This is a genomic window from Pseudoalteromonas sp. 78C3 (assembly GCF_002836695.1).
GTDB lineage: Bacteria > Pseudomonadota > Gammaproteobacteria > Enterobacterales > Alteromonadaceae > Pseudoalteromonas > Pseudoalteromonas arctica.
Window position 1 is genome coordinate 1 of sequence record NZ_PJAV01000122.1, and the last position, 23083, is coordinate 23083.

A 23083-nucleotide genomic window follows, 5' to 3' on the forward strand; every position below is an offset into this window, starting at 1 on the left:
TCGGCCTTAACAGTTAGTGTAAATCTACACCCTAAAAATTGGTTTAATAATGTATTTTGGGAATGGTTACCTAGTCAAATAGCAGAGCTTAAATTAAGTGCTAAATTACAATTTGAAATAAGTGAGGTTGAGTTTTTTACTCATAGAGAATCGATAACTAATGCACTAAATATAATTAAAAAAAGCCGTTCACAAGTTGTGATTGATAATGTAAAAAGTAGTGAGAAAATAGCTGTATTAGCTAATTATAACCAAGTATGCGGGCTTAAATTATCATACGAACTAATTCATTTATTAAATGAAAAAACTCAAAATCAAAGGCAAATAAAAAAGATAGTTGAAGCCGCAAACCTTTTAAATTTACCTGTATATGCCGTTGGTGTAGAAACTCAAAAAGAGTTATTTACGCTTGCCAAATTGGGAGTAGTGGGGGCTCAAGGGTTTTACTTTTCCGAGCCACTTCAAGAGTTTACGCAAGCGGTATTTAATTAAATTAATCCTCTATATTTAAGTCCATTTAGCCCCTGAAGCCCGCCAGTATGAACCGCAATAATTTTACTCCCAGGTGGGAAATAATCTTGCTCGATAAGTTGCCACAATGCATACATCATTTTTCCGCTATAAATAGGTTCAAGTGGCAGATTATAGGTGCGGCTCATATCTTGGCAGAACTGCCATAACTCAGGAGAAAACTTACCATAGCCACCACCATGAAACTCGGTGAGTAACTGCCAGTTGTTTTGATTATTAGCTTTAGCGCTCAGCTTTTTTATTTCTTCATTTAAATAATTAGCTTGTTTTAATACTGCTACACCAATCACTTGTGTTGTTGAAGCACTGCCTTCTATTAATCCAGCAAGCGTGCCACCACTACCGGTAGGGCACACTAAGTAGTTATGCTCAGGTAAGCTTTGTACTAACTCTTTACATCCTAATAAGGCGTGCTCGTTTGTACCACCTTCAGGAATAATATAAGCATTTGGAAAGCGCTCTTGCAGAGCATTAAGGTAATCGGTGTCGTGGCGTTTTCGATACTCTATACGATTAACTACATGTAGGTTCATACCACAATGTTTTGCAAATTGGATTGTTGGATTGTTGTTATCCAGTTCAGGTCCGCGAATAATCGCGCGAGTTTTTATATTAAATTCTTTTCCCGCAGCTGCACAGGCGTGAATATGGTTTGAAAACGCACCACCAAAAGTCAGAATTTCTGTTTTATTTATCTTTTGCATGTACGCTAAATTATATTTTAATTTACGCCATTTATTGCCACTTATTAGCGGGTGGAGCAAATCATCACGTTTTATACCTAAATAAATGTTTCTCTTTTTTAGAAACGAGCTATGTATTTGTTGAATATAGTTATTTTCATCTATTTTGAATGTTTCATGCATTTTTTTGGTTTTCAATTTGGCAAAGTAGTTAAAATGTACGACACTTATTTCATACACAATTAACAATAGTAGCTATATGAAAGAAAAGCTGTTTTCATGGTTAAATCGTAGTTTAGATCCAAATACAGCTATTGGTGTTGCAACTTACGCAGATACTGTTAACGCAGTATGTTTAAAAAAACAACGCGACCAATGGATGGTTCACAGTTCTCACAGTGTAAATGTGTCTGAGCAAACCGATTATACCGCTGCAATTGTTGCTTGTACAAATGAGGTTTCTACTGATATTTGTGCAGTTAATTTAGTCATACCGCACTACTTTTATCAAATAGTGCAAATGGATAAACCAAACCTTAGTGATGAAGAAATCATTCAGTCACTCCCTTGGACTACAAAAGATTTAGTTGATATAGCGCCTGAAAATATTGTGGCTGATTTTATCGATTATCCAATAACATTACCGATGCAAAGCAGCAAAATGAATGTGTTTATTACGAATAAGCTGCAACTACTTCCGTTTATAGACAGTTTTGAACAAACTAAACCTGTTTTGCGTGCAATGACCTCTGAAGAAATGGTTTTAGTTACCTTGTTTGGCTCATACAAAGAGGCGCATATGCTGATTGTGCAACATGCTAATCATGAACCTCGAATCTTAATTATTCGTGATGGGCAATTAGTATTAGCTAGGCGATTAAATGGTTTTTTAGGTATTTCAGATAAGGATCAAAATCAAGAATTGGTAGAAGCGTTAGGATTAGAAATTCAGCGTTCTATGGACTTTTTTGAAAGCCAGCTCAAGCAACCACCAATTCGCAGTATTCAGTTACAGTGCGATGATTTATCTTCATTAACTCTTAGAGCCGGGCTTGCAGAGTTTTTACAAGTAAAAGTTGTAGATTTTGAGCCTAACTTAGAATTAGCGCAGCAATTAGAGCCAAATTTTTATTATGCGCTTGGGGCAGCCTATCAATTAACAGATCCTGAGTCTGTGCTATGAAAACCCGGATTAACTTTTATCAAAAAACCTTACGTGTACGGCGAGACCCAGTTCCTTTGTCTGGAATGATTACGTTGTGGTTAGGTGCGCTATTAATTATTGTAATCACGTGGGCTTTTTACAGTTATAAAACATATTCTAGTGAGCTTGATTTAGAACAAAATAGGCAATACCTCAAACAAGGAAAAGCTCAGTTAGAAGTTGTAAAACAGCAGTTAGCAGAGAAGCAAAATAAAACACTCTTTATTAATGAGCTAAAAACACTTCAGCAAGAGGTTTTGCACAAGCAGCAAATATTTAGCTATTTAGAGCAAAGTTCAGATCAGTCTGCAACCGACTACGCACAGGTAATGCACGATTTAGCGAAGTATCATGAACCTAATATTTGGCTGACCCACATTAAGTTTGTAGGGCAGAGTGTGACGCTTCAAGGTCAAACATCGCAATCAAAATTCTTACCAATTTGGTTTGATAATTTAAAACAGTCGCCATTTTTTATTGATAAAGAGTTTTCAGTTTTAGAGTTATCTACGCAAGCAGGTGTGAGTGAATTTAATGTAGCGACAGACCTTAGTGATGAGGGCGATAAACCATGAGCCAAACAACAAGTCGCCAGAATAATAAAAATAAAGGTTGGCCATTATGGGTCAAATACCAAGCTCAGTTTGCATCGCTGCAAAAACGTGAGAAGTATTCCACCTTATTTGTTGGTTTGTTTATAGTGATTTACCTCGGTCTCTGGTTCGTTATTTTTCCACAGCAAGATGAAGTTGCCAACATACGTTCAAAGCACAATACAACGCTGCAAGAGTTACAGCAGATAAATGCGCAACTCTCCATGTTAAACCAAGCACTAAACTACGACTACACTAAGGTTTTACGCGGTCAAATTGCACAAACCAGAGATGAATTAGCCGAAATAAATAATCAACTTAATAGTTTTAGCCAAGGCTTTGTAGCTGCTAAAAATGTACCTGCCGTTTTAAAAGATTTGCTCGTAGATAGTAGCGACGTAAAAGTGAGTAGCTTTAATGTAAAACCAGCACGGGCTATCGATGTAGAAAAACTAGGTGAACATGATACGCAAACATTATTTTTTGAGCATCAGATGGTAGTTACTTTGCAAGGTAGCTACTTTAGCTTACAAAAATATTTAGCCGCATTAAAAAATAATCAAGATAAGTTATTAATACAAGAGTTTAGTTATCAGGTACTAGAGTACCCTCAAGCTGAATTAACTTTACAAATTGCTACAGTGAGCGCTAATGAAAAATTTATCGCATTATAATTTATATTTTTTATTACTTTTGTTCGCTTTAGCACCGAGTGCGCTTGCGCAACTTCGCGATCCGACTCAGCCAAATATGTTCGTGAGTAACAATAGTCCAATTAAGCAAAGTACAGAACTTAAATTGCAATCTATTATTAAAAACAGTACAGCATTTAAGGCCATTATTTCAGGCCATATTTATCGAGTTGGTGATGCTGTAGATAATTTTCGGGTGCTAAGCATTAACTCAAAACAGGTTGTGTTAGCAAATGATGATAAACAAATAAAATTAGAATTATATGACTATGAAATTAAAAAATAATTTATCTCATCCGTGGCTTGTTCTTCTATTGTTACCTACATTTTTAACTGCGTGCCATAGCTTTAAACCAGGCAAAGAGGTTAAAAACCATATAGAGCAAGAATTATCTGAAAGACCTACAGAGCCTAAAGTAATTGCGCCTTTACAAATGCCAAGCGAACTTACACAAAGCTTATTGTCATCTATAAATAATGAGCAAACTATAAGTGATGATTTATCTATCAAGCGTTTTGATGTCGCAGCAAATGATGTCGAAATAGGCGCTTTTTTTGCAGGCTTAACAGACGATACCCCTTTTAGTGTTGCTGTGCATCCTGAGGTAAATGGCACAATTAATTTAAATCTTAAAAGCGTTACGTTTAATGAAGTCATTAATGTTATTAAGCGTATGTATCCTTTAGATATTGTTAATGAAGGACGAATTGTACAAGTACTACCAGCCAAAATGCGCACAGAAACAATACCTGTAAATTATTTAATGATGCAACGCCATGGTCAGTCTACAGTGAGTGTTGTTGCTGGTGGGGTGAGTCAATTTGCACAAAGTGGCAGTGGTTCGAGTGGTTCAAGTTCAGGTAGTAGTAACCAGCAAAATAGTGAGTTTGGCGGCGATAATCAAAGCTTAGATTTAAATGGTTCTCGAATCCAAACAATTAATAAAAACGATTTTTGGAAGGAATTAGAAGTTGCCCTTAAGTCTTTAATTGGCGCAAGCGATGGGCGATATGTTGTTGCAAGCCCACAAGCTAGTTTGGTAACCGTAAATGCATTACCAAGCGAAATTAGTCAGCTAAAAGAGTTTTTACGTCAAAGCCAAGAAAACCTACAACGCCAAGTTATTCTAGAAGCAAAAATAATAGAAGTAACCTTAAAAGATGAGTACCAACAAGGGGTCAACTGGGAGCGCATAGCCAGTGGTTTAGAAGGCGGTATTTCGTTTGCTACAACAGCGGGTTCTACAATTAGTAATAGCATTTCGGCTGCCATTGGCGGAGCGTCATCGCTGACAATTCAAAAAGGTGACTTTAACGGGGTTATTAATTTGCTAGAAACCCAAGGTGATGTGCAAATGTTATCCAACCCTCGCGTTACGGCTACAAACAACCAAAAAGCAGTTATAAAAGTAGGGCAAGACGAATACTTTGTTACTAATGTATCAAGTACGACGGTAACAGGTACTGCTACAACTACCTCGCCTGAGATTGATTTAACGCCGTTCTTTTCTGGTATTGCCCTTGATGTAACGCCGCAAATTGACAAGTACGGCTCAGTTATTTTGCATGTTCACCCTTCAGTAACTGAAACAGAAGAGCAGCTAAAGGTAATTACTTTAGACGATCAACGTTTTGAATTACCTCTAGCGCAGAGCAACATTCGAGAGTCAGATACCGTTATTCGCGCTCAAAGTGGCGAGATAGTGGTTATTGGTGGTTTGATGCAAACGTCAACACAGGATGAAGAATCAAAAACACCCGTGCTGGGTGATATCCCCATATTTGGCAACTTATTCAAAAGTATTCGTAAACGCCAAGAGAAAAAAGAACTAATTATTTTAATCAAACCAACCGTTGTTATGCCCGATACTTGGAAAAAACAACAAGGTGAAAGCCGTCAGCTTTTAAAAACATGGTATGAAAACTAACTATGTATTTAAGCTTTTTTAATTTAAGTGAAATGCCTTTCACGTTAACCCCTAACACACAATTTTTTTGTGCACTTGAACCGCACCACGAAGCGATGCAAGTGCTAACAACAGCCATTGAAATGGGTGAAGGGTTTATTAAAGTCACCGGTGAAGTTGGGACTGGTAAAACATTGCTTTGTAGAAAGCTATTAAACCAACTTGAGCCAGATTACATTGTGGCTTATTTGCCTAACTCTTATTTAAGCCCTGAAGAGCTTAGATGGGCGATTGCAATTGAGCTGGGTATGGATGTAGATAAAGCATTGGACCAACAAGCACTAGGGCAGCTTATAAATCATCACTTACTCGACTTACAAGAAGATAATGAGCGCGTAGTGCTTTTGATAGATGAGGCGCAATGCTTGAGTTGGGAGACACTAGAGGCGCTGAGATTATTTACAAACTTAGAAACAGAAAGCGAAAAGCTGATTCAAGTTGTGTTATTTGGGCAACCTGAACTTGATGAAAAACTGGCAAACAATAAAGTAAGGCAGCTGCGCCAACGTATCAGTTTTTCTTATAAATTACGGGCGATGACTGGCGCTGAGGTTGTTTATTATATTAATCATCGCTTACAAGTTGCAGGATTTAATAGACCTCCTTTATTTAATAATAGTATGGGGCTTAAGATTGCCAGAGCAAGCCGTGGAATTCCTAGATTAGTTAATATTTTATGCCACAAAGCACTATTACAAGCTTATGGGGAAGGGTTAAATACAATAACAAATCGCCATATTCAGCTTGCCATAAAAGATACCGAAGACTGCGCAAAATATCGAACCGGTCAATATTGGAGCTACAGCGCGTTAATGTTTAGTGTTTTAGCTATTGCTGCCATATGGGTTTGGAGGCAGTGGTTATGAGCGTTATAAATAATATGCTTAAAAATATTGAGCAACGTGAAGCTAAACAAGTGAATATTCAAGAAGGTATAAGCGTAAAGCCAATATATGATGTAAAAAACATTGTATTTAAAGCCGTAATTTTACTTATTATGCTAAGTGTCATTTTTTTAGCATACCTGTATTTACCGACCGCCGACAAAAAAGAAACTCAACGTGAGTCTGTGCTACCACAGCAAAAAATGGTCGCGGTTTTGAGCTCTAATTTATCTGATTCTCAAGATGAAAAAAGCACTGTAGAGCCTTTAGTTGAGCAAGAAGTTGTGAAGAAGGCTGTGCAAGTTGAGCAAATAAAACCGGAAGTGAATGATTTAGCTGAATCCAAGTTGAGTGAAGCAACATCACTGGTTTCTCAACCAACGGCTGAGCCGGTTGTAATTGCCGAGGTTAAACAAAGCCCTGCACTAGCTAAAGATAATATGTTAGTGGCTAGCAAAGTTATTGTCAGCAAGCCAAAAATTACTTCAGTGGCTAAAACTAAGCCACAAAATACTATGATCAAAAGCGCAGCAGAAACTAAGTCACCACAGGCTTTATTAGTCGAGCAATTAGCAGCAGCTAAACAGGCAATACAGTTTGGCTTATACAATGAAGCTATTAGTGATTTAAACATTATTTTAGCGCAATCGCCTTTACATGTTGAGGCCCGAAACTTACTGGCTGCAACTTACTTTAAACAACAAGATATAAATTCTGCGCAACAGGTTTTGCAATCAGGTATTCGCCAAAACCCTAACGTACTTGAATGGCGTGTAATGCTAAGCAAAATACTCATTATGCAACAACAGTATGAAGGGGTATTACTGCTTTTAAGTGATGAATTTGAATCCCAGGCGAATCTAGATTTTTGGGTGCTGCAAGGTACTGCTGCGCAAAGTGCGAGTAAGCACCATAAAGCACTTGAAAGCTTTAAACATCTTACACAGCTCCAGCCTAGTCAAGCCAAGTGGTGGCTTGCACTTGCAACCTCAAAAGATGCACTGGGAGAGTACCTCGATGCTAAACAGCTTTATAAGGTGGCTCTAGATTTAGGTGGGTTAAATACCGCTATGACCCAGCATGCATTACAGCGTTTAGTTGCACTAAAGGAGGCCGTATGAGACCTAGTTTAAAAATGCGCTTAGGCGATTTACTTGTCCACGAACACATGATCACCGAAGCGCAACTAAGTGAAGCATTAAACGTTCAAGCTGCAACGGGCCGTAAATTAGGTTCGACACTTATTACACTTGAGTTTATTAGTGAGCCACAATTATTACGCTTTTTAGCGCAGCAATTACAGGTACCTTTTTTAGATATATCACAGCGAAAAATATCACACGATGTATCTAAGCTTTTATCTGAGGTATATGCGCGTCGTTACAGAGCACTAGTAATCGAAGATAATGGTGACTCTGTTTTGGTTGGGATGAGCGATCCTGCTGATTTAAGGGGCCTTGATCAACTTGCGACTATGCTTGCTCCTAAACGAATAGATTTAGCTGTTGTACAAGAAAGCCAAATCATGGCTGCATTTGACAACGTATATCGTCGTACAGATGAAATTACCAACTTTGCAGCACAACTCCATGAAGAATATCAAGACGTAGAAGAGTTTGATTTAAACTCTTTAGGTGATGAGACATCCGATGCAACCGTTGTAAAGTTACTGCAATCAATATTTGAGGATGCTGTGCAAGTTCGCGCATCTGATATTCACATTGAGCCAGATGAAGGTTTGCTTCGCATTCGTCAACGTGTAGATGGAATATTACAAGAGCACACTCTTAACCAAGTAAAAATAGCATCGGCACTAGTGCTACGTTTAAAGCTTATGTCGGGATTAGATATATCTGAAAAACGCCTCCCTCAAGATGGCCGGTTTAATATAAAAGTGCGCAGCCATAGTATTGATGTGCGCCTATCTACCATGCCGGTTCAGCATGGTGAATCAGTTGTAATGCGCTTGCTTGATCAATCTGCAGGATTATTATCGTTAGATGAAACAGGCATGCCGGCACACATATTAAAACGTGTGCGCAGCATTATAAAACGTCCACATGGCATGGTTTTAGTTACTGGGCCAACAGGCTCGGGTAAAACAACCACACTTTATGGTGCATTAAGTGAGTTAAACCAACAAGAAAGTAAAATTATTACAGTAGAGGATCCTGTTGAGTATCGTATTGGACGTATTAACCAGGTACAAATAAATAATAAAATAGGGCTAAGTTTTGCCAGTATTTTACGGACCGCTCTAAGGCAAGATCCTGACATTATAATGGTTGGCGAAATGCGTGACCAAGAAACCGTAGATATTGGATTAAGGGCCGCTTTAACAGGCCACCTAGTACTATCAACGTTACATACCAATGATGCAATTACCAGCGCTATGCGCTTAATCGACATGGGTGCACCGGCTTACTTAGTGGCAAGTTCACTGCGAGCGATTATTGCTCAGCGATTAGTAAGGCGAGTATGTAATGACTGTAGAGTACCGTACTTGCCAGATCGCCAAGAAATAAGTTGGTTAAAATATTTAGGCGAAGAGATTACAGATGCTCAATTTTCTAAAGGGCAAGGTTGCACAGCATGTAATCACACTGGTTATAAAGGACGTGTAGGTATTTTTGAGTTGCTCGAAATGGATGATGCAATGATGGATGCCTTACGAGTTAACGACACACAAGGCTTTGCAAAGGCTGCTAAAAATAGTGCTAACTTTTCGCCGCTCTCAGCAATGGCATTAAATTACGCTAAGAAAGGTATTACCTCTTTAGATGAAGTATTTAAAGTGGCTGAATATATCCCAGAAATAGTAGGGGATATTGATGCAACTATATAGCTATAAAGCGAAAGACAGCAAAGGTGTTTTGGTAAAAGGCCAATTAGAAGCGAGTAACCAAGCTGGCGTAGCTGATAGTTTAATGAAGCGTCAATTTATACCAATATCAATTTCTTTAGTTGAAACAAAAAATAATATTAAAATTTTTGATAATTTATTTGTCGAAAAAATAACGCTAGACGACATGATTATGTTTTCTAGACAAATGTATTCGCTACTAAAAGCGGGTATTCCAATTATACGAGCAATGATTGGATTGGCAGATACAACACAAAATAAAGAATTTAAAAATGTATTGATGGAAGTTACCAGGCAACTTGAGCAAGGCCGGGACTTATCCAGTGCAATGGCAATTCATAACGAGGTATTTAGCCGCTTAACCGTGTCAATGGTAATGGTTGGTGAAGGTTCTGGCCGATTAGAAGATGCATTTTATCAACTCGCTATTTACTTTGAAAAAGAACAGGAAACTCGCAAACGAATAAAAGCAGCTATGCGCTACCCTACTTTTGTTATTTTGGCTCTTGTAGCAGCTATGGTTATTTTAAATATTTTTGTAATTCCTACCTTTGCTAGCATGTTTGCCAAATTCGATGCCGAATTGCCGTTAATGACTCAAATATTAATTGGTACTAGCAGCTTTTTTGTTAATTACTGGTGGTTATTGTTGGTAATGGGTATTGGGGCGGTATTTGCGTGGAGGCGTTATTTAAATACAGATGCTGGGCGCTTCAAGTGGGATCAATATAAATTAAAAATTCCATTTATTGGAGATATTTTAAAACGCACATTGCTTGCGCGCTACAGCCAAAGTCTAGCTATGGTATTGCGCTCTGGCGTACCTATGACCACGGGGTTATCGCTAACAGCGCATGCCGTAGATAATAGCTATATGGAAAAAGCGATTATTACTATGCGCCAAGATATAGAAAAAGGCGATAGCTTACTTAGAGCCTCAAAAAGTTCTGAGCTGTTTTCTCAGCTTGTATTACAGATGGTCGCCGTAGGTGAAGAAACCGGTCGGGTTGATGAGTTACTTCAAGAAGCAGCTGATTATTATGAGCGTGAAGTTGATTATGACTTACGAAGCTTAACTGCAAAAATAGAACCTATTTTAACTGTGTTTGTTGCCATTATGGTGCTGATTTTAGCATTGGGTATTTTTATGCCTATGTGGAACATGATGTCGGCAATTAAAGGGAATTAAGGTGAACACAACCATAGCTTACTCAAAAGGTTTCTCATTATTTGAGTTAGTTATTGTTGTTATTTTACTGGCAGTAATTTTGAGTTTTGCTATACCTCAATATATAGGTATTAAAAATCAAGCGCATAATGCAAGCGTAGATGCTATTGCGGGTAGTTTTTCATCGGCTGTTGGCATGGTTAGAGGTCAATGGGAGTTAGAAGGGAGACCAAATAGTAAGTCAAATATAACATTCGTTAATTATGGAGGAGTGATAGTTGCTGTTGATGGATCGTTAGGTACACCAACGGGTGATGGAACAGAAAAAAAAGATACTCGCGCAGAGTCTATAAATGCTTATAAATGCCGCCAAGTATTAAATATAATTTTACAAGATGCACCAAGCAGTACCTTAAGTAGTGAAATATCGATAATAAAAAGTGTAAGTTTTTTAGTTAGGTACCATGCAGAAAGTACGCAATGCGTCTATTATTTAACTCATACCATTGATATTAAAAGTATACCTACCAATACGGGTGAAATATCAGGTTTAACAGGTTTTTCATACTTTGCTAAAACAGGCAAAGTAAAAATATTTAAAAACTAAGTAATTAAAAAGAGGCTTATCTATGAAAACGCAATCGTTAAAAAGTTTACCAATAAATAAACAAGCAGGTTTTACACTTGTTGAATTGATCATCGTAATTGTTATTTTAGGCATTTTAGCCGTTACCGCAGCCCCTCGTTTTTTAAACTTGCAAGGTGATGCGAATGCTTCAACACTTGAAGGCTTACAAGGGTCGATTCGCAGTGGTATGAATATTGTAAATGGCAAATCTATTATTGCTAGTGATCACAAAAAGGCAACGGCTACAGTTACAGTAGATACTGGTGTACCAGTACCTACTGTTTATGGTTACCCAGCAGCAACAGAAGAAGCCTTTGAAGCATTTTTAGATGTCAACTTTGCAGATGGAACACCAAATGCAATTGATTCAGCTGATTTCAATTTATTTGTAAACGATACAACAGTAACTATTTTTCCAAATAGTTACACTGTGGATGCAACTACTGTTGATGATTGTCGCATTGAATACACACAAGCTACTGCGACGACAGGCCCTGTAGTTGTAACTCCTCCAGTAATAACACTAGTTACTACGGGCTGTTAATTACATAAATGATAAGCAGTAGTAAGCAACGATTGCGTGGCTTCACACTCATTGAGTTAATTATTACTCTAGTGATATTGGGAATACTGTCGGTAACGGCAGTTCCCAAATTTCTGGGCAGCTCAACAGAAGATGCATACTCATATCGAGACCGTACTTTAAATGCACTGAGAACAGTGCAGTTACGTGCAATGCAAAATACAGCGACAACAAGTTGCCATACTCTTTATATAACCTCCACACTTATTGCTCCCCCCAGACCTGATACATGTATCGGTGGCGCTGATACCAACAACACCGATCATTTAGTGGTACAAATAAACACGCAAAGAAGTGATATAACATTTAGCGCTTTAGATAGTAACGCGAATATATTTACCCAAATTAGTTTTGATCCTTTAGGTAAATCAAATCAAACCTGCACTTCGCAGTGTCGAATAGATGTTGGATTAGCTGGCGTATGCATAAGTGGTGAAGGGCTTATCTATGCGTGCCCTTAAAGTACAAGGTTTTACTTTAATTGAGCTTATTATTGGCATAGTGATGTTTGCTATTGCATTAAGCATTATTACCGCGCTCATTGCCCCGCAAGCAAAAAGAAGTGCAGAGCCAATTATTGCTTTAAGAGCCTCTGAATTTGGTCAATCACTAATGAACGAAATTCAAAGTAAATCGTTTGATGAGCACAGCGATAGAAGCGCACCTTTTAGACGTTGCGGCGAAACAACCTTAGGTGCAGAGCCTTGTACCGCAGAGGGTGATTTAGGCGTCGATAACTTAGGGGCTGGCCTAGAGACCCGAACCAGTTATAACGATGTAGATGACTACATTGCACTTTCTAACCAACCTATTACAAATAGCTTAGGTGAGGTGTTAAGCCAATACAGTGACTTTAACTTAGTTGTTACTGTTGAGTACGATAGCGACTTTAACGAATTGACCATCAACGATGGCACAACCTTTAAGCGTATTACTATTGAAGTAACATCACCCTTAGGCGAAGTTTACGGATTTAGTGCATATAAAGGGAATTACTAATGCAAAGAGCTAAATACCAAAATGCATTTACCCTTATAGAACTATTACTTGTCATGGTTATTATTGGTATTTTAGCCGTAAGTGCATTTTCATTTATTGGTGCTGGGGTCAGTATTTACTCACAAGGGGTTGAGCGCCAAGAAGCAGTAGCTCAGGCCCGCTTTTTAATAACGCGACTTAGTAAAGAGCTTCGCCACGCTACGCCAAACTCTTTAAGGCTCTCTTGCGATAACAGTACTAGCGGAGCGTGTAGTGCTCAGCAGTGCCTAGAATATACGCCGTTTTTATCAGCGACTCACTATACAAATTACCTACCTACCGTAGCGCCTTTTAATGTTAGCGCTGTTGATTTTGAACTTAATAACTTAACGCAGCCGCAAGCTGGAAATTGGGCAACGATATACCCATTAAGCAGTGCTGATATATACGATGAGAATAATAATAAGCGTTTGCAAGTATCAGCATTTAATAGTTCAGCGAGCGAAATTGATGAGTGGCAATTTAGCAAAGCATTTACCCAAGAGTCGCCGAGTAAACGCCTTTATTTACTTTCAGAACCTGTAAGTTTTTGCGTTGAAGGGCAGTATTTATATAGATATACCAATTACGGTTTTACTATTAATCAATCAGATGCTGTGAGCTTACAAATAAGCAGTGGTGTTAAACGTGATTTATTAGGTATTTACATTGCTAACAATTTAGCGAGCGATTTATTTTTTACTCTTGATGCGCTCTCCCTACAAAGAAACGCTGTGCTTAATGTGAATGCGCAAATGCAATTTAACGATACTGAAGTAATGAACTTTAACCATGAGGTACATATTCCTAATGTACCTTAAAAAAAATCCTCACGGAAAAGCCTTACCCAGTAAACAAAAAGGGAACTTAATAATTGTTTCTTTGGTAATTATTGTTGCTTTATTAGCACTAGGATTAGCATTAGTTAAAGTGCTTTCTGGTGCATCTCAACAAAATACAATTGAGTATTATGGGGCTCGCGCTTTTATGGCAGCACAAAGCGGCCTAGAAAGTGGTTTAACGCAACTATTTCCAATAAATAGCTCAGTTCAAAGCTGTACATCAGTTACTACTGATTTAACCTTCCAAACTGCATATTTAGCTAACTGTAAAGTAGTGGTGAGTTGCGATGAATATATAGACTTACCTGATAGCAGTACAACCAACGGGCTTGTGAATATATATTACTTACAAAGCAGTGCAACGTGCGCCGCAATTGATTGCCCTGCAGGGAGTAGCTGCAGAAAAGATTATTGGCAAACACAAAGAACGCTCAGTCTGGAGGCTAAAACTTTACCATGATGAAAAATGCATTGGTCACTATATTTTTTAGCTGCGTGTTACTTTGTAATTACGCAAATGCAGTGCCTCCAAAAATCGAAGGCCGTTATATAGAGCTGCAAGATACATATACATCGCCTGTTTGGACAAAAGTTAATTTTCAACAGCAATATATAACGCCTCCTGCTGTTTTTATGCTCTCAACAAACCAAGGCGGAAACCCTGCAATAATAAGAATACGTAATATAACCACAACTAGCTTTGAGGCCTTACCGCTTGAACCTTCAGGAGAGGATGGCGGGCATATTAGTATGGGAGCGCACTATTTAGCTATTGAGTATGGTGTGCATCAATTTCCAGACGGCACAATTATGGAAGTAGGTAATACTGATCTATTACTCGAATTACAGTATGGCTCTAAGTCTGGTTTTGCTCCACTAACACCTAAAGGCTATAAGCCTTTAACATTTGCTGAACCGTTTACTCAAAGGCCAAACTTTTTTCATTCGTTACAAACACTCAATAGCATAGACAGCAATCCACCAACGCAAGCATTAATACCATTTTTAACAGTTGCAGTAGAAAGTAATTCTCTATCTGCCAGCGGCGTTAATATTGCTTTAGAAGCATCTGAAACAGCACTTGGGCTTATAAAAACCGAAACTGTTGCCTATATGGCTGTGGAACCCGGAAGTAACCGCACATTTTCTGACGATAATGGCGTTGAGGTATCGTGGGAAACTTTTTTCACAGGCTTTGAAGTTGACGGTTGGAGCAATGGCTGTAATTACTTTAGTTTTACTAATAATTTTAGTGTGGCTCCGTTAGTTGTAGCAAGTAAAAACTCACGCCAAGAAGATGATGGCGGGTGGCTACGCAGCTGTAACCTGCGAACTGACAGGTTAGGACTTGTAGTTGACGAAGATCGTGATGGCGATAACGAGCGCCGTCACGTAAACGAGGAAGCATCAATACTCGCCATGACTAGTACCTTTGTATTTAATGGTGATACTTTAGATTGTGATACGTTATTCCCGGGCGCTATTTCTACTTATAACAATGGTGAAGTGCAGCTGGTGCAGGGAGTAGAAATAACCGATGGTAATGCGCAGTTTGTCACCACCACAAGTTTAATTTCTACAGCGCTGACGAGCCCTCCTTTGTGTAATGGTCAGGCGTGTGTTGCTGGTGGTTATAACTCTTTAGAACCGAATCAAGCGGCGCAGGTGCCAACGGTTACAAATGATGGTAGCTCAACAGGGCCCGTACCTACTTCTTTAGCTGGCGACTATTATTACGATGAGTTGCAGTTAAGTATGCTGGAAACAGAGTACAGAGTAACAGCGCCTACACGTATTTTTTTAAAAGACACAACCTCACTTCTATCAACTTCATTTTTGAATATAGGTAAAACAAATATAGTAGTAGAAACTGGCGCGTACTTGGCTATTTATGTGGATGGTGCGGTTGCTATTGCAGCCGATGCAAATATTGCGGGCTATATTGTTGCAACTGGTGAGGTAAGAATCGCTCAAAATGTAACGTATCAGGGATCAATTACATCGGCTACTCAAATTATTACCGAAGGGAGCTCAACGTTTGACGCTCTACCAGTACCCGAAAGTATCCCTGGTTTTTGTGGTATTTATACACCAGAAACACTGGATCATTATCGTTTAACAATAAGCGATAACAAAGGTCTGACGTGTGAAGCTAAAGAAATGACACTAACAGCCTGCGCTAATGATGCCTGCGACTTATTATTTGCGGAACCCTCTAGTTTAAACCTTTCTCCAGATAATAGTGGTCAGCAAAGTTGGGTTACGGGGGAGAATATTAATTTTACAGGATCAGCGGTTGTCGAATTTGCTAAACGCACCACAGGCAGTGTTACATTTGGATATAACACTGCTGATCCTTCTGCACCTCTTCGTTGTTATATCGGTGGTAATAATGTTGGTTTGAGTGGCTGTAAAGTTACGTTTTCTGATGCTGGATTTATTTTTAATAATGATACAGATGGAAATACTACAATTCCTACTCAGTTATCAGCAAAGCCTTCAAATACTGGATTTAATGCAAAAGTGCTATCTATTCAAGCGGTAAAAACAAATACCACTACGGGCGTATGCGAAGCTGCATTTCCCGCTGGTGGCGATGTAAGCTTAGATTTATCGTATACATGCAGTGCTGGTGCAAGTTGCTCTGATACGGTTTCACTTAGTAACAACAATAATACCTTTGCGGTCGAGCAAGCCTCTAAATCATTCATACTTAACTTTGATAGTGAGTCTAAAGCCCCGATTGTTATAAATTACCCCGATGCAGGAAAGTTGAGTTTAAATGTAAATACCAATTTAATTTTAGACCCACTAACTAATTTATCAGTAAATTTAACGGGTAGTTCAAATGAATATGTCGTAAAACCATTTGGATTAGCCATGGAGGTAGCAAGTGATGGTTATGCAGCAGACGCTGATGGAAGTTTATTTAGACTAACGGGCGAAGCATTTGATTTAAAAATGAATGCGGTGCAGTGGCAAACAGGGCAAGACACTAACAACGATGGTTTCCCAGACAACTACAGCAATATTACAAATAACACCATTGCCAAGCATTTTATTACAGAGCAACCACTTGTAGAGGCATTACTTAAAGCGCCTACGCCAGGCATTCAAGGTACGCTTGAAGCTATGAGTACTGTTGCCTTTAATGACACAGGTAGTTTGAGTGAATCTATATCGCAATATAATTACGACCAAGTTGGCATCATTGATTTAACAGCAGGCCTTCAAGATGCCGATTATTTTGGTGCGGGAGATGTAAAAGGTGAGCTATATAACGTTGGTCGTTTTGCACCTTCGCAGTTTCAGGTAGTGGGGGTTCAAGCTGCCGCGCAATGCACGCAATACGGCAGTAATTTAACTTACCTTGATCAACCTTTTGAACTTGGCTTTACAGTACAAGCACAAAATCAAAATGGTGAGTTAATGGCTAATTATAAAGCGGGCTTTGATAAGTCCAGTGTAGCCATTAATGCCGAAAATAATGAAGTAGGTAACTATGTACCTGCAACTAATTTTACTAGCCGCTTAATAAACCTAGGAAATAACAACTGGGGAGATACAAGCGATGGTCAATGGCAAATGAGCCAACTCAACACGACACTTAAAAGATTAGGTGTAGGGCAAGCAGACGGACCGTTCGCTATGGTGAGCTTAATGGCAACGCTTTCTAACATAGAAGGAGCAACACTCATTGATGCAAATGATAAACCTAATACACAAACAGCATGCTCGGGTGGTTGTAATAGCGTACGACTAAATGCATTACCGATAGAGTTTAGGTTTGGACGTTTAGTCCTTGGTAATAACGCAGGCTCCGATCTCGACCCTTTACTTATTCCTATGCAGGCTCAGTATTACAACGGCAGTGGATTTGTAAATAACACTGAAGATAATTGTAGTGTATTTGATCATACCCAAATCACTCAAATATCACCTAGCAGCCCACAATTAACCTATAAATATGGGACTGGTGTATCTGGCCAGCTAGAAGCGGGAGTGTATCCGGCAGATAACGGTATTTATGCACAGCCAAATGGTTTGGGTGAATTTACCTTAGAATATAATACTTATGATTGGTTAAAGTGGGATTGGCAGGGCGATGGAACACAGCTTGATCCTCGTACTATTTTACAATTTGGACGCTTTAGAGGAAATGATCGGGTTATTTACTGGCGTGAAACACGCGAATAGTTGTAAACTAATATAATAATTGAACAAAGCTTGTGTTTTGTGCTGCAAGTACATAGCATAAGGCTTTAATTATAAAAAATAATAACGACCAAATAATTGCCGCTTTTTGGGACTGGAATATATGCGAATTACTCCTTTATCTCTGTTAATTTCAGCTAGTTTGTTAGCTAGTAGTGCATTTGCACAAGACACAGCTACAGTGACTGGAATTGACTCAGAGATTAGTGTTAAACAGACAGAATACGATAACTCGACAAGAATACTTGAAAAACATCTTAAAGAAGAAAGTCAGTTACAAAATCAATTAGAGCTACTTCGTTCTCGTTCTACAGAGCTAGATAAAGAAAAAAACCAAGCGCTCGATGCGATGAACGAAATGTACCGTCGTTTAATTGACGATCCCACTATTAATATTAGTGCGGCTCAATCACGCTATCAAAAAGCGGTGATTGATCATAAGCAAAATAAAGATGATATTTCTATGCAGTTGGCGGCAATTGCATCCCACCGTAAAGATATAGAACAAATTCGTGTTGCTAAGCATACGCTTTTAAATACATTAGAAAGTTTAAAAGAACAGTTAACTACAGCCCGCGTAGAGCGTTTACGTAACGAGTTTACACGTGAAGGTACGCTTGAGGTTAACCACACTATTAACTGTAAGCGAACAGAAACGCTAGCAGCATGTGAGCAACGCGGTCAGCAAATGGGTCTACAAAAAGCAACTAAACGCTTTGTTGATCAAATTTTTGCAAATCTAACAGAAGAGCGCATTGTTGAGCCAAAACGCAATTTGGCGGGCGCTCAAGTACAAATATTAAGTAGCCATGTAGTTAACAGTGCATTTAGCGGCCAAGGTAATTACAACGTTAACTTAAGTGTAACTATGCGCGGCGAAGTTAATAGCAGCCGTTTATGTAGCTTATTAAGCATAGATAACCGCTATTGTTCTGAGTACGGCACGCCACTTACGGCTGCTTATCAACCAGCGTATAATAATACATTTACCGATAGTCAGTTAACATTCAGTAATAGCGCGGATAATAGCAACACAGTGTCGGTTTCTCGTTTAAATGAGCAGCCAGTACGTGATTATTCAGTTAAACCTGCATCGGTGAAAAAAGATTACCCTTCTATCCTTAATAAGAAGAAGGATAAATCAGTAGAGCTAACATTACGATCAAACGTATACGACGATGAAGTGTTTATCGATGGTGTAAGCTTTGGCTCAACACGCTTGATTACACGTTTACCGCCGGGCATTCATAACATTGAAATACGTAAACTTGGTTATAAACCTTATCAAGCACGTGTTGATTTGAATAAAGCGCAAACAATTAATGCAAATTTAGTAAAAAAGCCTAAGTCGATTGCTGCACCGACCTATACTCGAGAGCAACCAGAAGTAACAACACGCCAGGTTAGTGAAAACGTTAATGTATTAAATGCAAACGTTGAAACGCCGGTTGTCGTTATTCCTGCAGGCAAATTTAAAATGGGCGATATTAACGGCAATGGTTTAGCTAATGAACGTCCAGTGATTGAAAAAGTAATAGCAAATTCTTTCGCTATGCAAAGTAAAGAAGTAACCGTGGGTGCCTACGAAAAGTTTGTAGCAAATACAGGTTATAAAACTCAAGCGGAAAAAAATAAAGGGTGTGCGTATTATTTAAATGGCGAACCAGTATGGGAAGCAAATTTAAATTGGCGTAATCCTGGTTTTGAGCAAGGCAGTGACTTTCCTGCTGTATGTTTAACTTATAACGATGCAAAAGCTTACGCTGAGTGGTTATCTGGTCAAACAGGACAGCAATTTCGTTTACCTAACGAAGTTGAGTGGGAATACGCAGCACGCGCAGGAACTGAAACAGAATACCCTTGGGGTAACGAAATTGGTAAAAACCTAGCTAACTGTGGTTGGTGTGGTAGTGAATGGTCAAACAGACGTGCATCACCAGTAGGTTCTTTTTCTCCAAATGCATTTGGATTATACGATACCGTAGGCAATGTATGGGAATGGACCGATAAAGAATCAGGTGAGTCTGATGTAGCAGTAAGAGGCGGAGCGTGGAACTTTGCACCAAGCCTTGCTCGTGCATCTACGCGTTTAATTTTAGCGCCTGATTTTAGATCTAACTACATTGGTTTTCGCTTAGTTCGCGAACGATAAAACTCAATTAAGGAAGCTTTGCTTCCTTTTTTCACAAATTCACAAAGGCGCTGCGCTTTATATTGCTCATATAGTTGAGCATGTTAAAGTGAGGCAGCTAATATAAGAACGTATTTCAAAGGTCATCCAGCCTCATGTTTAAAAAACTCCGTGGTATTTTTTCTAACGATCTATCGATCGACTTGGGTACAGCCAATACCCTAATTTATGTAAAAGACGAAGGCATTGTATTAAATGAACCTTCTGTTGTTGCTATCCGCCAAGAGCGTGCTGGTGGACCTAAAAGTGTTGCATCTGTAGGTACAGAAGCAAAGCTTATGTTAGGTCGTACACCGGGTAATATAAAAGCGATTCGCCCAATGAAAGACGGTGTTATTGCTGACTTTTTTGTAACAGAAAAAATGTTACAACACTTCATTAAACAAGTGCATAACAATAACTTTATGCGTCCAAGTCCGCGTGTACTAATTTGTGTACCGTGTGGTGCTACTCAAGTAGAAAAACGTGCAATACGTGAATCTGCAATGGGTGCAGGTGCTCGTGAAGTTTACTTAATTGAAGAACCAATGGCAGCAGCTATTGGCGCAGGCTTACCAGTATCAGAAGCAACAGGTTCTATGGTTGTTGATATTGGTGGTGGTACAACTGAAGTTGCTATTATTTCACTTAACGGCGTTGTTTACTCATCATCTGTTCGTATTGGTGGTGATAAGTTTGACGAAGCTATCATTAATTATGTACGCCGTAACTTTGGTAGCTTAATTGGTGAAGCGACAGCTGAAAATATTAAGCATCAAATTGGCTCTGCGTTTAAAACTGATGAGCCAATCGAAATTGAAGTGCGCGGTCGTAACCTTGCTGAAGGTGTTCCGCGTTCATTCACACTTAACTCGCACGAAATCCTAGAAGCTCTACAAGAGCCATTAATGGGTATTGTGAGTGCAGTAATGGTTGCGCTTGAGCAATCACCACCAGAGCTGGCATCAGATATTTCTGCACACGGTATGGTACTTACTGGCGGTGGTGCATTGTTAAAAGATTTAGACCGTTTATTAATGGAAGAAACGGGTATTCCGGTTGTTGTTGCTGATGATCCACTTACATGTGTTGCACGTGGTGGTGGTAAAGCACTTGAAATGATCGATGTTCATGGTGGTGACGTTTTTAGTTACGACTAATGAAATTAATGTTTGGACGCACAGTCTCTTTGCAACTGCGACTTTTTGTCGCAGTGCTTTTGAGTATCGCACTCATTGTTGGAGACAGATATACGCAAGGTGGTACCGTTGTTCGTACCAGCCTCAATACCTTAGTTAGCCCACTAATTTATGTTGCTAATTTACCCTACGAATTATTTAGCTTAAGTGCTAAAAGCCTGCATACGCGAGAGCAACTTCTTACTGAAAACGAAGCGCTGAAAAAAAAGCAAATGCTACAAAGCGAGCAACTTCAGCAGTATCAATTTCTAGCCAGAGAAAATCAAAAACTACGCGCCTTATTAGGCTCATCTGCAAAACAATCAAATCGTAAAATTATTGCTCAAGTACTTTCTGTGCATTCAAATCCGTATAGCCATCAAGTTGTTATAAATCGTGGTACCACCGATGGACTTAGTGAAAGCCAAGCCGTAATTGATGAGATGGGTGTAGTAGGGCAATTAACTAAAGTAGGGTCAACTACGTCACGCGTATTACTCATGACCGACACTACGCATGCCACACCTGTGCGTATACTGCGTAACGATGTACGAACGGTTGTTGAGGGCATAGGTAAAATTAACGTCGTTAAGCTCTCTCACGTTCCGCACAGCTTAGATGTGCGAATTGGCGATGTACTTGTTACATCAGGATTAGGTGGCACATTCCCAGAGGGATACCCGGTGGCTGTAGTAACCGAAATAAATCGTGATGAAGGCCGCCCGTTTGCACAAGTTTTTGCAGAACCTATTGCGCAATTAGATCGCATTCGTTTGCTGGTTATTTTATGGCGTAATCAACAGGAGCAAATCAGCGATGATTAACCGTTATTCATTGTTAATTGCGCTAAGCATCTTTTTTGCGTTAATAATGGCATTAATGCCGCTCCCTTTTTCGTTTGAACCATTTAGACCTGACTGGGTTTTACTTGTACTAATGTATTGGTCGTTGGCAGTACCGCATCGTTTAAATATTGGTACTGCTTGGGTTGTTGGTTTATTAATAGATTTAGCATCTGGCTCACCGCTAGGTGTGAACTCGCTTACATTTTCAATATGTATATTTGTAACCGCGAGCAACTTTCAAAAAATTCGTAACTTTTCGCTTTGGCAACAAAGCTTATTAATTGGTTTGTTTTTAACGCTGTATCATTTAATGCAGTTTTGGCTAAATCACTTTTTGTTAGGGGTTTACTTTAATCCACAGTATTTATGGCCAGTAGCAACCGGAATGGTTAGTTGGTTTTGGGTGTTTTTACTACTTCGTAAATATCGCAGACATTTTAGGATCAGGTAATGACTACCGCAGTATATTTGGCATCAGCCTCTCCCCGTCGTAAAGAGTTATTAAGCCAATTAGGTGTCGAATTTACACAATTTAGTGTTGATGCAGATGAAAGCCCACTTCCAAACGAGCAACCCAGAGCACTTGTTGAGCGTTTAGCTCGCTTGAAAGCCCAAAGCGGTGTAGAGCTTGGATATACTGATCGCCCTGTACTTGGTAGTGATACCGTGGTTGTTATCGATAATGAATCACTGGGTAAACCTCGTGATAAAAACGATTTTATACACACATTAAAACGTTTATCAGGTAACACACATCAAGTACTTACCGCAGTTGCATTTGCGACGCAAAATGATGTGCTTAGCTGTGTTGTAAGCACAGATGTCACCTTTAAAACTTTAACTGATGAAGAAATAAATACCTACTGGGATTCTAATGAGCCACAAGATAAAGCCGGTGGCTACGGTATCCAAGGTTTAGGTGGTCGCTTTGTAACTCACATTGCGGGTAGCTATTTTTCTGTTGTAGGCTTACCTTTATATGAAACCGAACAATTATTAAAAACATTCTTAAGAAGGTAA

General features: G+C 39.1%; 23 protein-coding genes. 22 read left to right on the forward strand and 1 reads right to left on the reverse strand.

The window, feature by feature from the left end; all coding sequences use genetic code 11:
- Positions 1-492 (forward strand): EAL domain-containing protein (locus tag CXF76_RS05270; RefSeq protein ID WP_157823340.1); only part of this gene is annotated, 492 nt, incomplete at its 5' end.
- Here the strand turns inward: CXF76_RS05270 and CXF76_RS05275 are convergent.
- Positions 489-1397, reverse strand: a complete 909-nt coding sequence (locus CXF76_RS05275; protein WP_101163223.1) for a 1-aminocyclopropane-1-carboxylate deaminase/D-cysteine desulfhydrase — start codon at positions 1395-1397, stop codon at positions 489-491. The two genes, CXF76_RS05270 and CXF76_RS05275, sit on opposite strands and share 4 nt — an antisense overlap.
- A gap of 76 nt (positions 1398-1473) precedes the next feature.
- Between CXF76_RS05275 and CXF76_RS05280 the strand changes: the two genes are divergently transcribed.
- The 21 genes from CXF76_RS05280 (at position 1474) to CXF76_RS05380 (ending at position 23083) form a co-directional block, all read left to right on the forward strand.
- On the forward strand, positions 1474-2397 hold the full coding sequence (locus tag CXF76_RS05280; protein WP_101163202.1) for an MSHA biogenesis protein MshI: 924 nt from the start codon (positions 1474-1476) through the stop codon (positions 2395-2397).
- A complete protein-coding gene (locus tag CXF76_RS05285; RefSeq protein ID WP_232785100.1) occupies positions 2394-2993 on the forward strand; it encodes a PilN domain-containing protein in 600 nt (199 codons plus the stop codon). Before CXF76_RS05280 ends, CXF76_RS05285 begins: the two co-directional genes overlap by 4 nt.
- Positions 2990-3685, forward strand: a complete 696-nt coding sequence (locus CXF76_RS05290) for a hypothetical protein (RefSeq protein ID WP_024607420.1) — start codon at positions 2990-2992, stop codon at positions 3683-3685. Before CXF76_RS05285 ends, CXF76_RS05290 begins: the two co-directional genes overlap by 4 nt.
- Positions 3663-3989: a hypothetical protein gene (locus tag CXF76_RS05295; protein ID WP_024607419.1), complete on the forward strand. Its 327-nt coding sequence runs from the start codon at positions 3663-3665 to the stop codon at positions 3987-3989. The genes CXF76_RS05290 and CXF76_RS05295 overlap by 23 nt, the downstream gene beginning before the upstream one ends.
- Positions 3973-5631, forward strand: a complete 1659-nt coding sequence (gene mshL, locus CXF76_RS05300; protein WP_101163224.1) for a pilus (MSHA type) biogenesis protein MshL — start codon at positions 3973-3975, stop codon at positions 5629-5631. The genes CXF76_RS05295 and mshL overlap by 17 nt, the downstream gene beginning before the upstream one ends.
- Positions 5632-5633: 2 nt before the next feature.
- A complete protein-coding gene (locus CXF76_RS05305; RefSeq protein WP_007586321.1) occupies positions 5634-6536 on the forward strand; it encodes an ExeA family protein in 903 nt (300 codons plus the stop codon).
- A complete protein-coding gene (locus tag CXF76_RS05310; RefSeq protein ID WP_101163204.1) occupies positions 6533-7675 on the forward strand; it encodes a tetratricopeptide repeat protein in 1143 nt (380 codons plus the stop codon). The genes CXF76_RS05305 and CXF76_RS05310 overlap by 4 nt, the downstream gene beginning before the upstream one ends.
- Entirely contained in the window at positions 7672-9399 is a 1728-nt protein-coding gene (locus CXF76_RS05315; protein ID WP_024589866.1) for a GspE/PulE family protein, read from the forward strand. The genes CXF76_RS05310 and CXF76_RS05315 overlap by 4 nt, the downstream gene beginning before the upstream one ends.
- Entirely contained in the window at positions 9386-10606 is a 1221-nt protein-coding gene (locus tag CXF76_RS05320; protein ID WP_024589865.1) for a type II secretion system F family protein, read from the forward strand. The genes CXF76_RS05315 and CXF76_RS05320 overlap by 14 nt, the downstream gene beginning before the upstream one ends.
- 1 nt (position 10607) lies before the next feature.
- On the forward strand, positions 10608-11192 hold the full coding sequence (locus CXF76_RS05325) for a pilus assembly FimT family protein (RefSeq protein ID WP_101163205.1): 585 nt from the start codon (positions 10608-10610) through the stop codon (positions 11190-11192).
- Positions 11193-11214: 22 nt separating this feature from the next.
- The gene (locus CXF76_RS05330) at positions 11215-11757 is read left to right on the forward strand and encodes a prepilin-type N-terminal cleavage/methylation domain-containing protein (protein ID WP_101163206.1); all 543 of its coding nucleotides are present in this window, start codon (positions 11215-11217) and stop codon (positions 11755-11757) included.
- A gap of 8 nt (positions 11758-11765) precedes the next feature.
- Positions 11766-12257, forward strand: coding sequence for a type II secretion system protein (locus CXF76_RS05335; protein WP_101163207.1), 492 nt, complete (start codon positions 11766-11768; stop codon positions 12255-12257).
- Positions 12244-12795 (forward strand): prepilin-type N-terminal cleavage/methylation domain-containing protein, encoded by a 552-nt coding sequence (locus CXF76_RS05340; RefSeq protein ID WP_101163208.1) that lies wholly within the window; start codon positions 12244-12246, stop codon positions 12793-12795. Before CXF76_RS05335 ends, CXF76_RS05340 begins: the two co-directional genes overlap by 14 nt.
- The gene (locus CXF76_RS05345) at positions 12795-13634 is read left to right on the forward strand and encodes a PulJ/GspJ family protein (protein ID WP_101163209.1); all 840 of its coding nucleotides are present in this window, start codon (positions 12795-12797) and stop codon (positions 13632-13634) included. Before CXF76_RS05340 ends, CXF76_RS05345 begins: the two co-directional genes overlap by 1 nt.
- Complete coding sequence (locus CXF76_RS05350) at positions 13624-14115, forward strand: hypothetical protein (protein WP_024589859.1); 492 nt, start codon at positions 13624-13626, stop codon at positions 14113-14115. Before CXF76_RS05345 ends, CXF76_RS05350 begins: the two co-directional genes overlap by 11 nt.
- A complete protein-coding gene (locus tag CXF76_RS05355) occupies positions 14112-17852 on the forward strand; it encodes an H-type lectin domain-containing protein (RefSeq protein WP_101163210.1) in 3741 nt (1246 codons plus the stop codon). The genes CXF76_RS05350 and CXF76_RS05355 overlap by 4 nt, the downstream gene beginning before the upstream one ends.
- A gap of 121 nt (positions 17853-17973) precedes the next feature.
- Positions 17974-20022, forward strand: a complete 2049-nt coding sequence (locus CXF76_RS05360; RefSeq protein ID WP_101163211.1) for an SUMF1/EgtB/PvdO family nonheme iron enzyme — start codon at positions 17974-17976, stop codon at positions 20020-20022.
- Between the two features lie 134 nt (positions 20023-20156).
- Positions 20157-21200: a rod shape-determining protein gene (locus tag CXF76_RS05365; protein ID WP_007586338.1), complete on the forward strand. Its 1044-nt coding sequence runs from the start codon at positions 20157-20159 to the stop codon at positions 21198-21200.
- Positions 21200-22042, forward strand: a complete 843-nt coding sequence (mreC, locus tag CXF76_RS05370) for a rod shape-determining protein MreC (RefSeq protein WP_193371825.1) — start codon at positions 21200-21202, stop codon at positions 22040-22042. The genes CXF76_RS05365 and mreC overlap by 1 nt, the downstream gene beginning before the upstream one ends.
- A complete protein-coding gene (gene mreD, locus CXF76_RS05375; protein WP_007586341.1) occupies positions 22035-22514 on the forward strand; it encodes a rod shape-determining protein MreD in 480 nt (159 codons plus the stop codon). The genes mreC and mreD overlap by 8 nt, the downstream gene beginning before the upstream one ends.
- A complete protein-coding gene (locus tag CXF76_RS05380) occupies positions 22514-23083 on the forward strand; it encodes a Maf family protein (protein ID WP_007586343.1) in 570 nt (189 codons plus the stop codon). Before mreD ends, CXF76_RS05380 begins: the two co-directional genes overlap by 1 nt.

Bases quoted from the DNA above. Each gene is read 5' to 3' on its own strand.
- CXF76_RS05275 (WP_101163223.1), bottom strand. From the start codon at position 1,397: ATGCATGAAACATTCAAAATAGATGAAAATAACTATATTCAACAAATA.
- CXF76_RS05280 (WP_101163202.1), top strand. From the start codon at position 1,474: ATGAAAGAAAAGCTGTTTTCATGGTTAAATCGTAGTTTAGATCCAAAT.
- CXF76_RS05285 (WP_232785100.1), top strand. From the start codon at position 2,394: ATGAAAACCCGGATTAACTTTTATCAAAAAACCTTACGTGTACGGCGA.
- CXF76_RS05290 (WP_024607420.1), top strand. From the start codon at position 2,990: ATGAGCCAAACAACAAGTCGCCAGAATAATAAAAATAAAGGTTGGCCA.
- CXF76_RS05295 (WP_024607419.1), top strand. From the start codon at position 3,663: ATGAAAAATTTATCGCATTATAATTTATATTTTTTATTACTTTTGTTC.
- mshL (WP_101163224.1), top strand. From the start codon at position 3,973: ATGAAATTAAAAAATAATTTATCTCATCCGTGGCTTGTTCTTCTATTG.
- CXF76_RS05305 (WP_007586321.1), top strand. From the start codon at position 5,634: ATGTATTTAAGCTTTTTTAATTTAAGTGAAATGCCTTTCACGTTAACC.
- CXF76_RS05310 (WP_101163204.1), top strand. From the start codon at position 6,533: ATGAGCGTTATAAATAATATGCTTAAAAATATTGAGCAACGTGAAGCT.
- CXF76_RS05315 (WP_024589866.1), top strand. From the start codon at position 7,672: ATGAGACCTAGTTTAAAAATGCGCTTAGGCGATTTACTTGTCCACGAA.
- CXF76_RS05320 (WP_024589865.1), top strand. From the start codon at position 9,386: ATGCAACTATATAGCTATAAAGCGAAAGACAGCAAAGGTGTTTTGGTA.
- CXF76_RS05330 (WP_101163206.1), top strand. From the start codon at position 11,215: ATGAAAACGCAATCGTTAAAAAGTTTACCAATAAATAAACAAGCAGGT.
- CXF76_RS05335 (WP_101163207.1), top strand. From the start codon at position 11,766: ATGATAAGCAGTAGTAAGCAACGATTGCGTGGCTTCACACTCATTGAG.
- CXF76_RS05340 (WP_101163208.1), top strand. From the start codon at position 12,244: ATGCGTGCCCTTAAAGTACAAGGTTTTACTTTAATTGAGCTTATTATT.
- CXF76_RS05345 (WP_101163209.1), top strand. From the start codon at position 12,795: ATGCAAAGAGCTAAATACCAAAATGCATTTACCCTTATAGAACTATTA.
- CXF76_RS05350 (WP_024589859.1), top strand. From the start codon at position 13,624: ATGTACCTTAAAAAAAATCCTCACGGAAAAGCCTTACCCAGTAAACAA.
- CXF76_RS05355 (WP_101163210.1), top strand. From the start codon at position 14,112: ATGATGAAAAATGCATTGGTCACTATATTTTTTAGCTGCGTGTTACTT.
- CXF76_RS05360 (WP_101163211.1), top strand. From the start codon at position 17,974: ATGCGAATTACTCCTTTATCTCTGTTAATTTCAGCTAGTTTGTTAGCT.
- CXF76_RS05365 (WP_007586338.1), top strand. From the start codon at position 20,157: ATGTTTAAAAAACTCCGTGGTATTTTTTCTAACGATCTATCGATCGAC.
- mreC (WP_193371825.1), top strand. From the start codon at position 21,200: ATGAAATTAATGTTTGGACGCACAGTCTCTTTGCAACTGCGACTTTTT.
- mreD (WP_007586341.1), top strand. From the start codon at position 22,035: ATGATTAACCGTTATTCATTGTTAATTGCGCTAAGCATCTTTTTTGCG.
- CXF76_RS05380 (WP_007586343.1), top strand. From the start codon at position 22,514: ATGACTACCGCAGTATATTTGGCATCAGCCTCTCCCCGTCGTAAAGAG.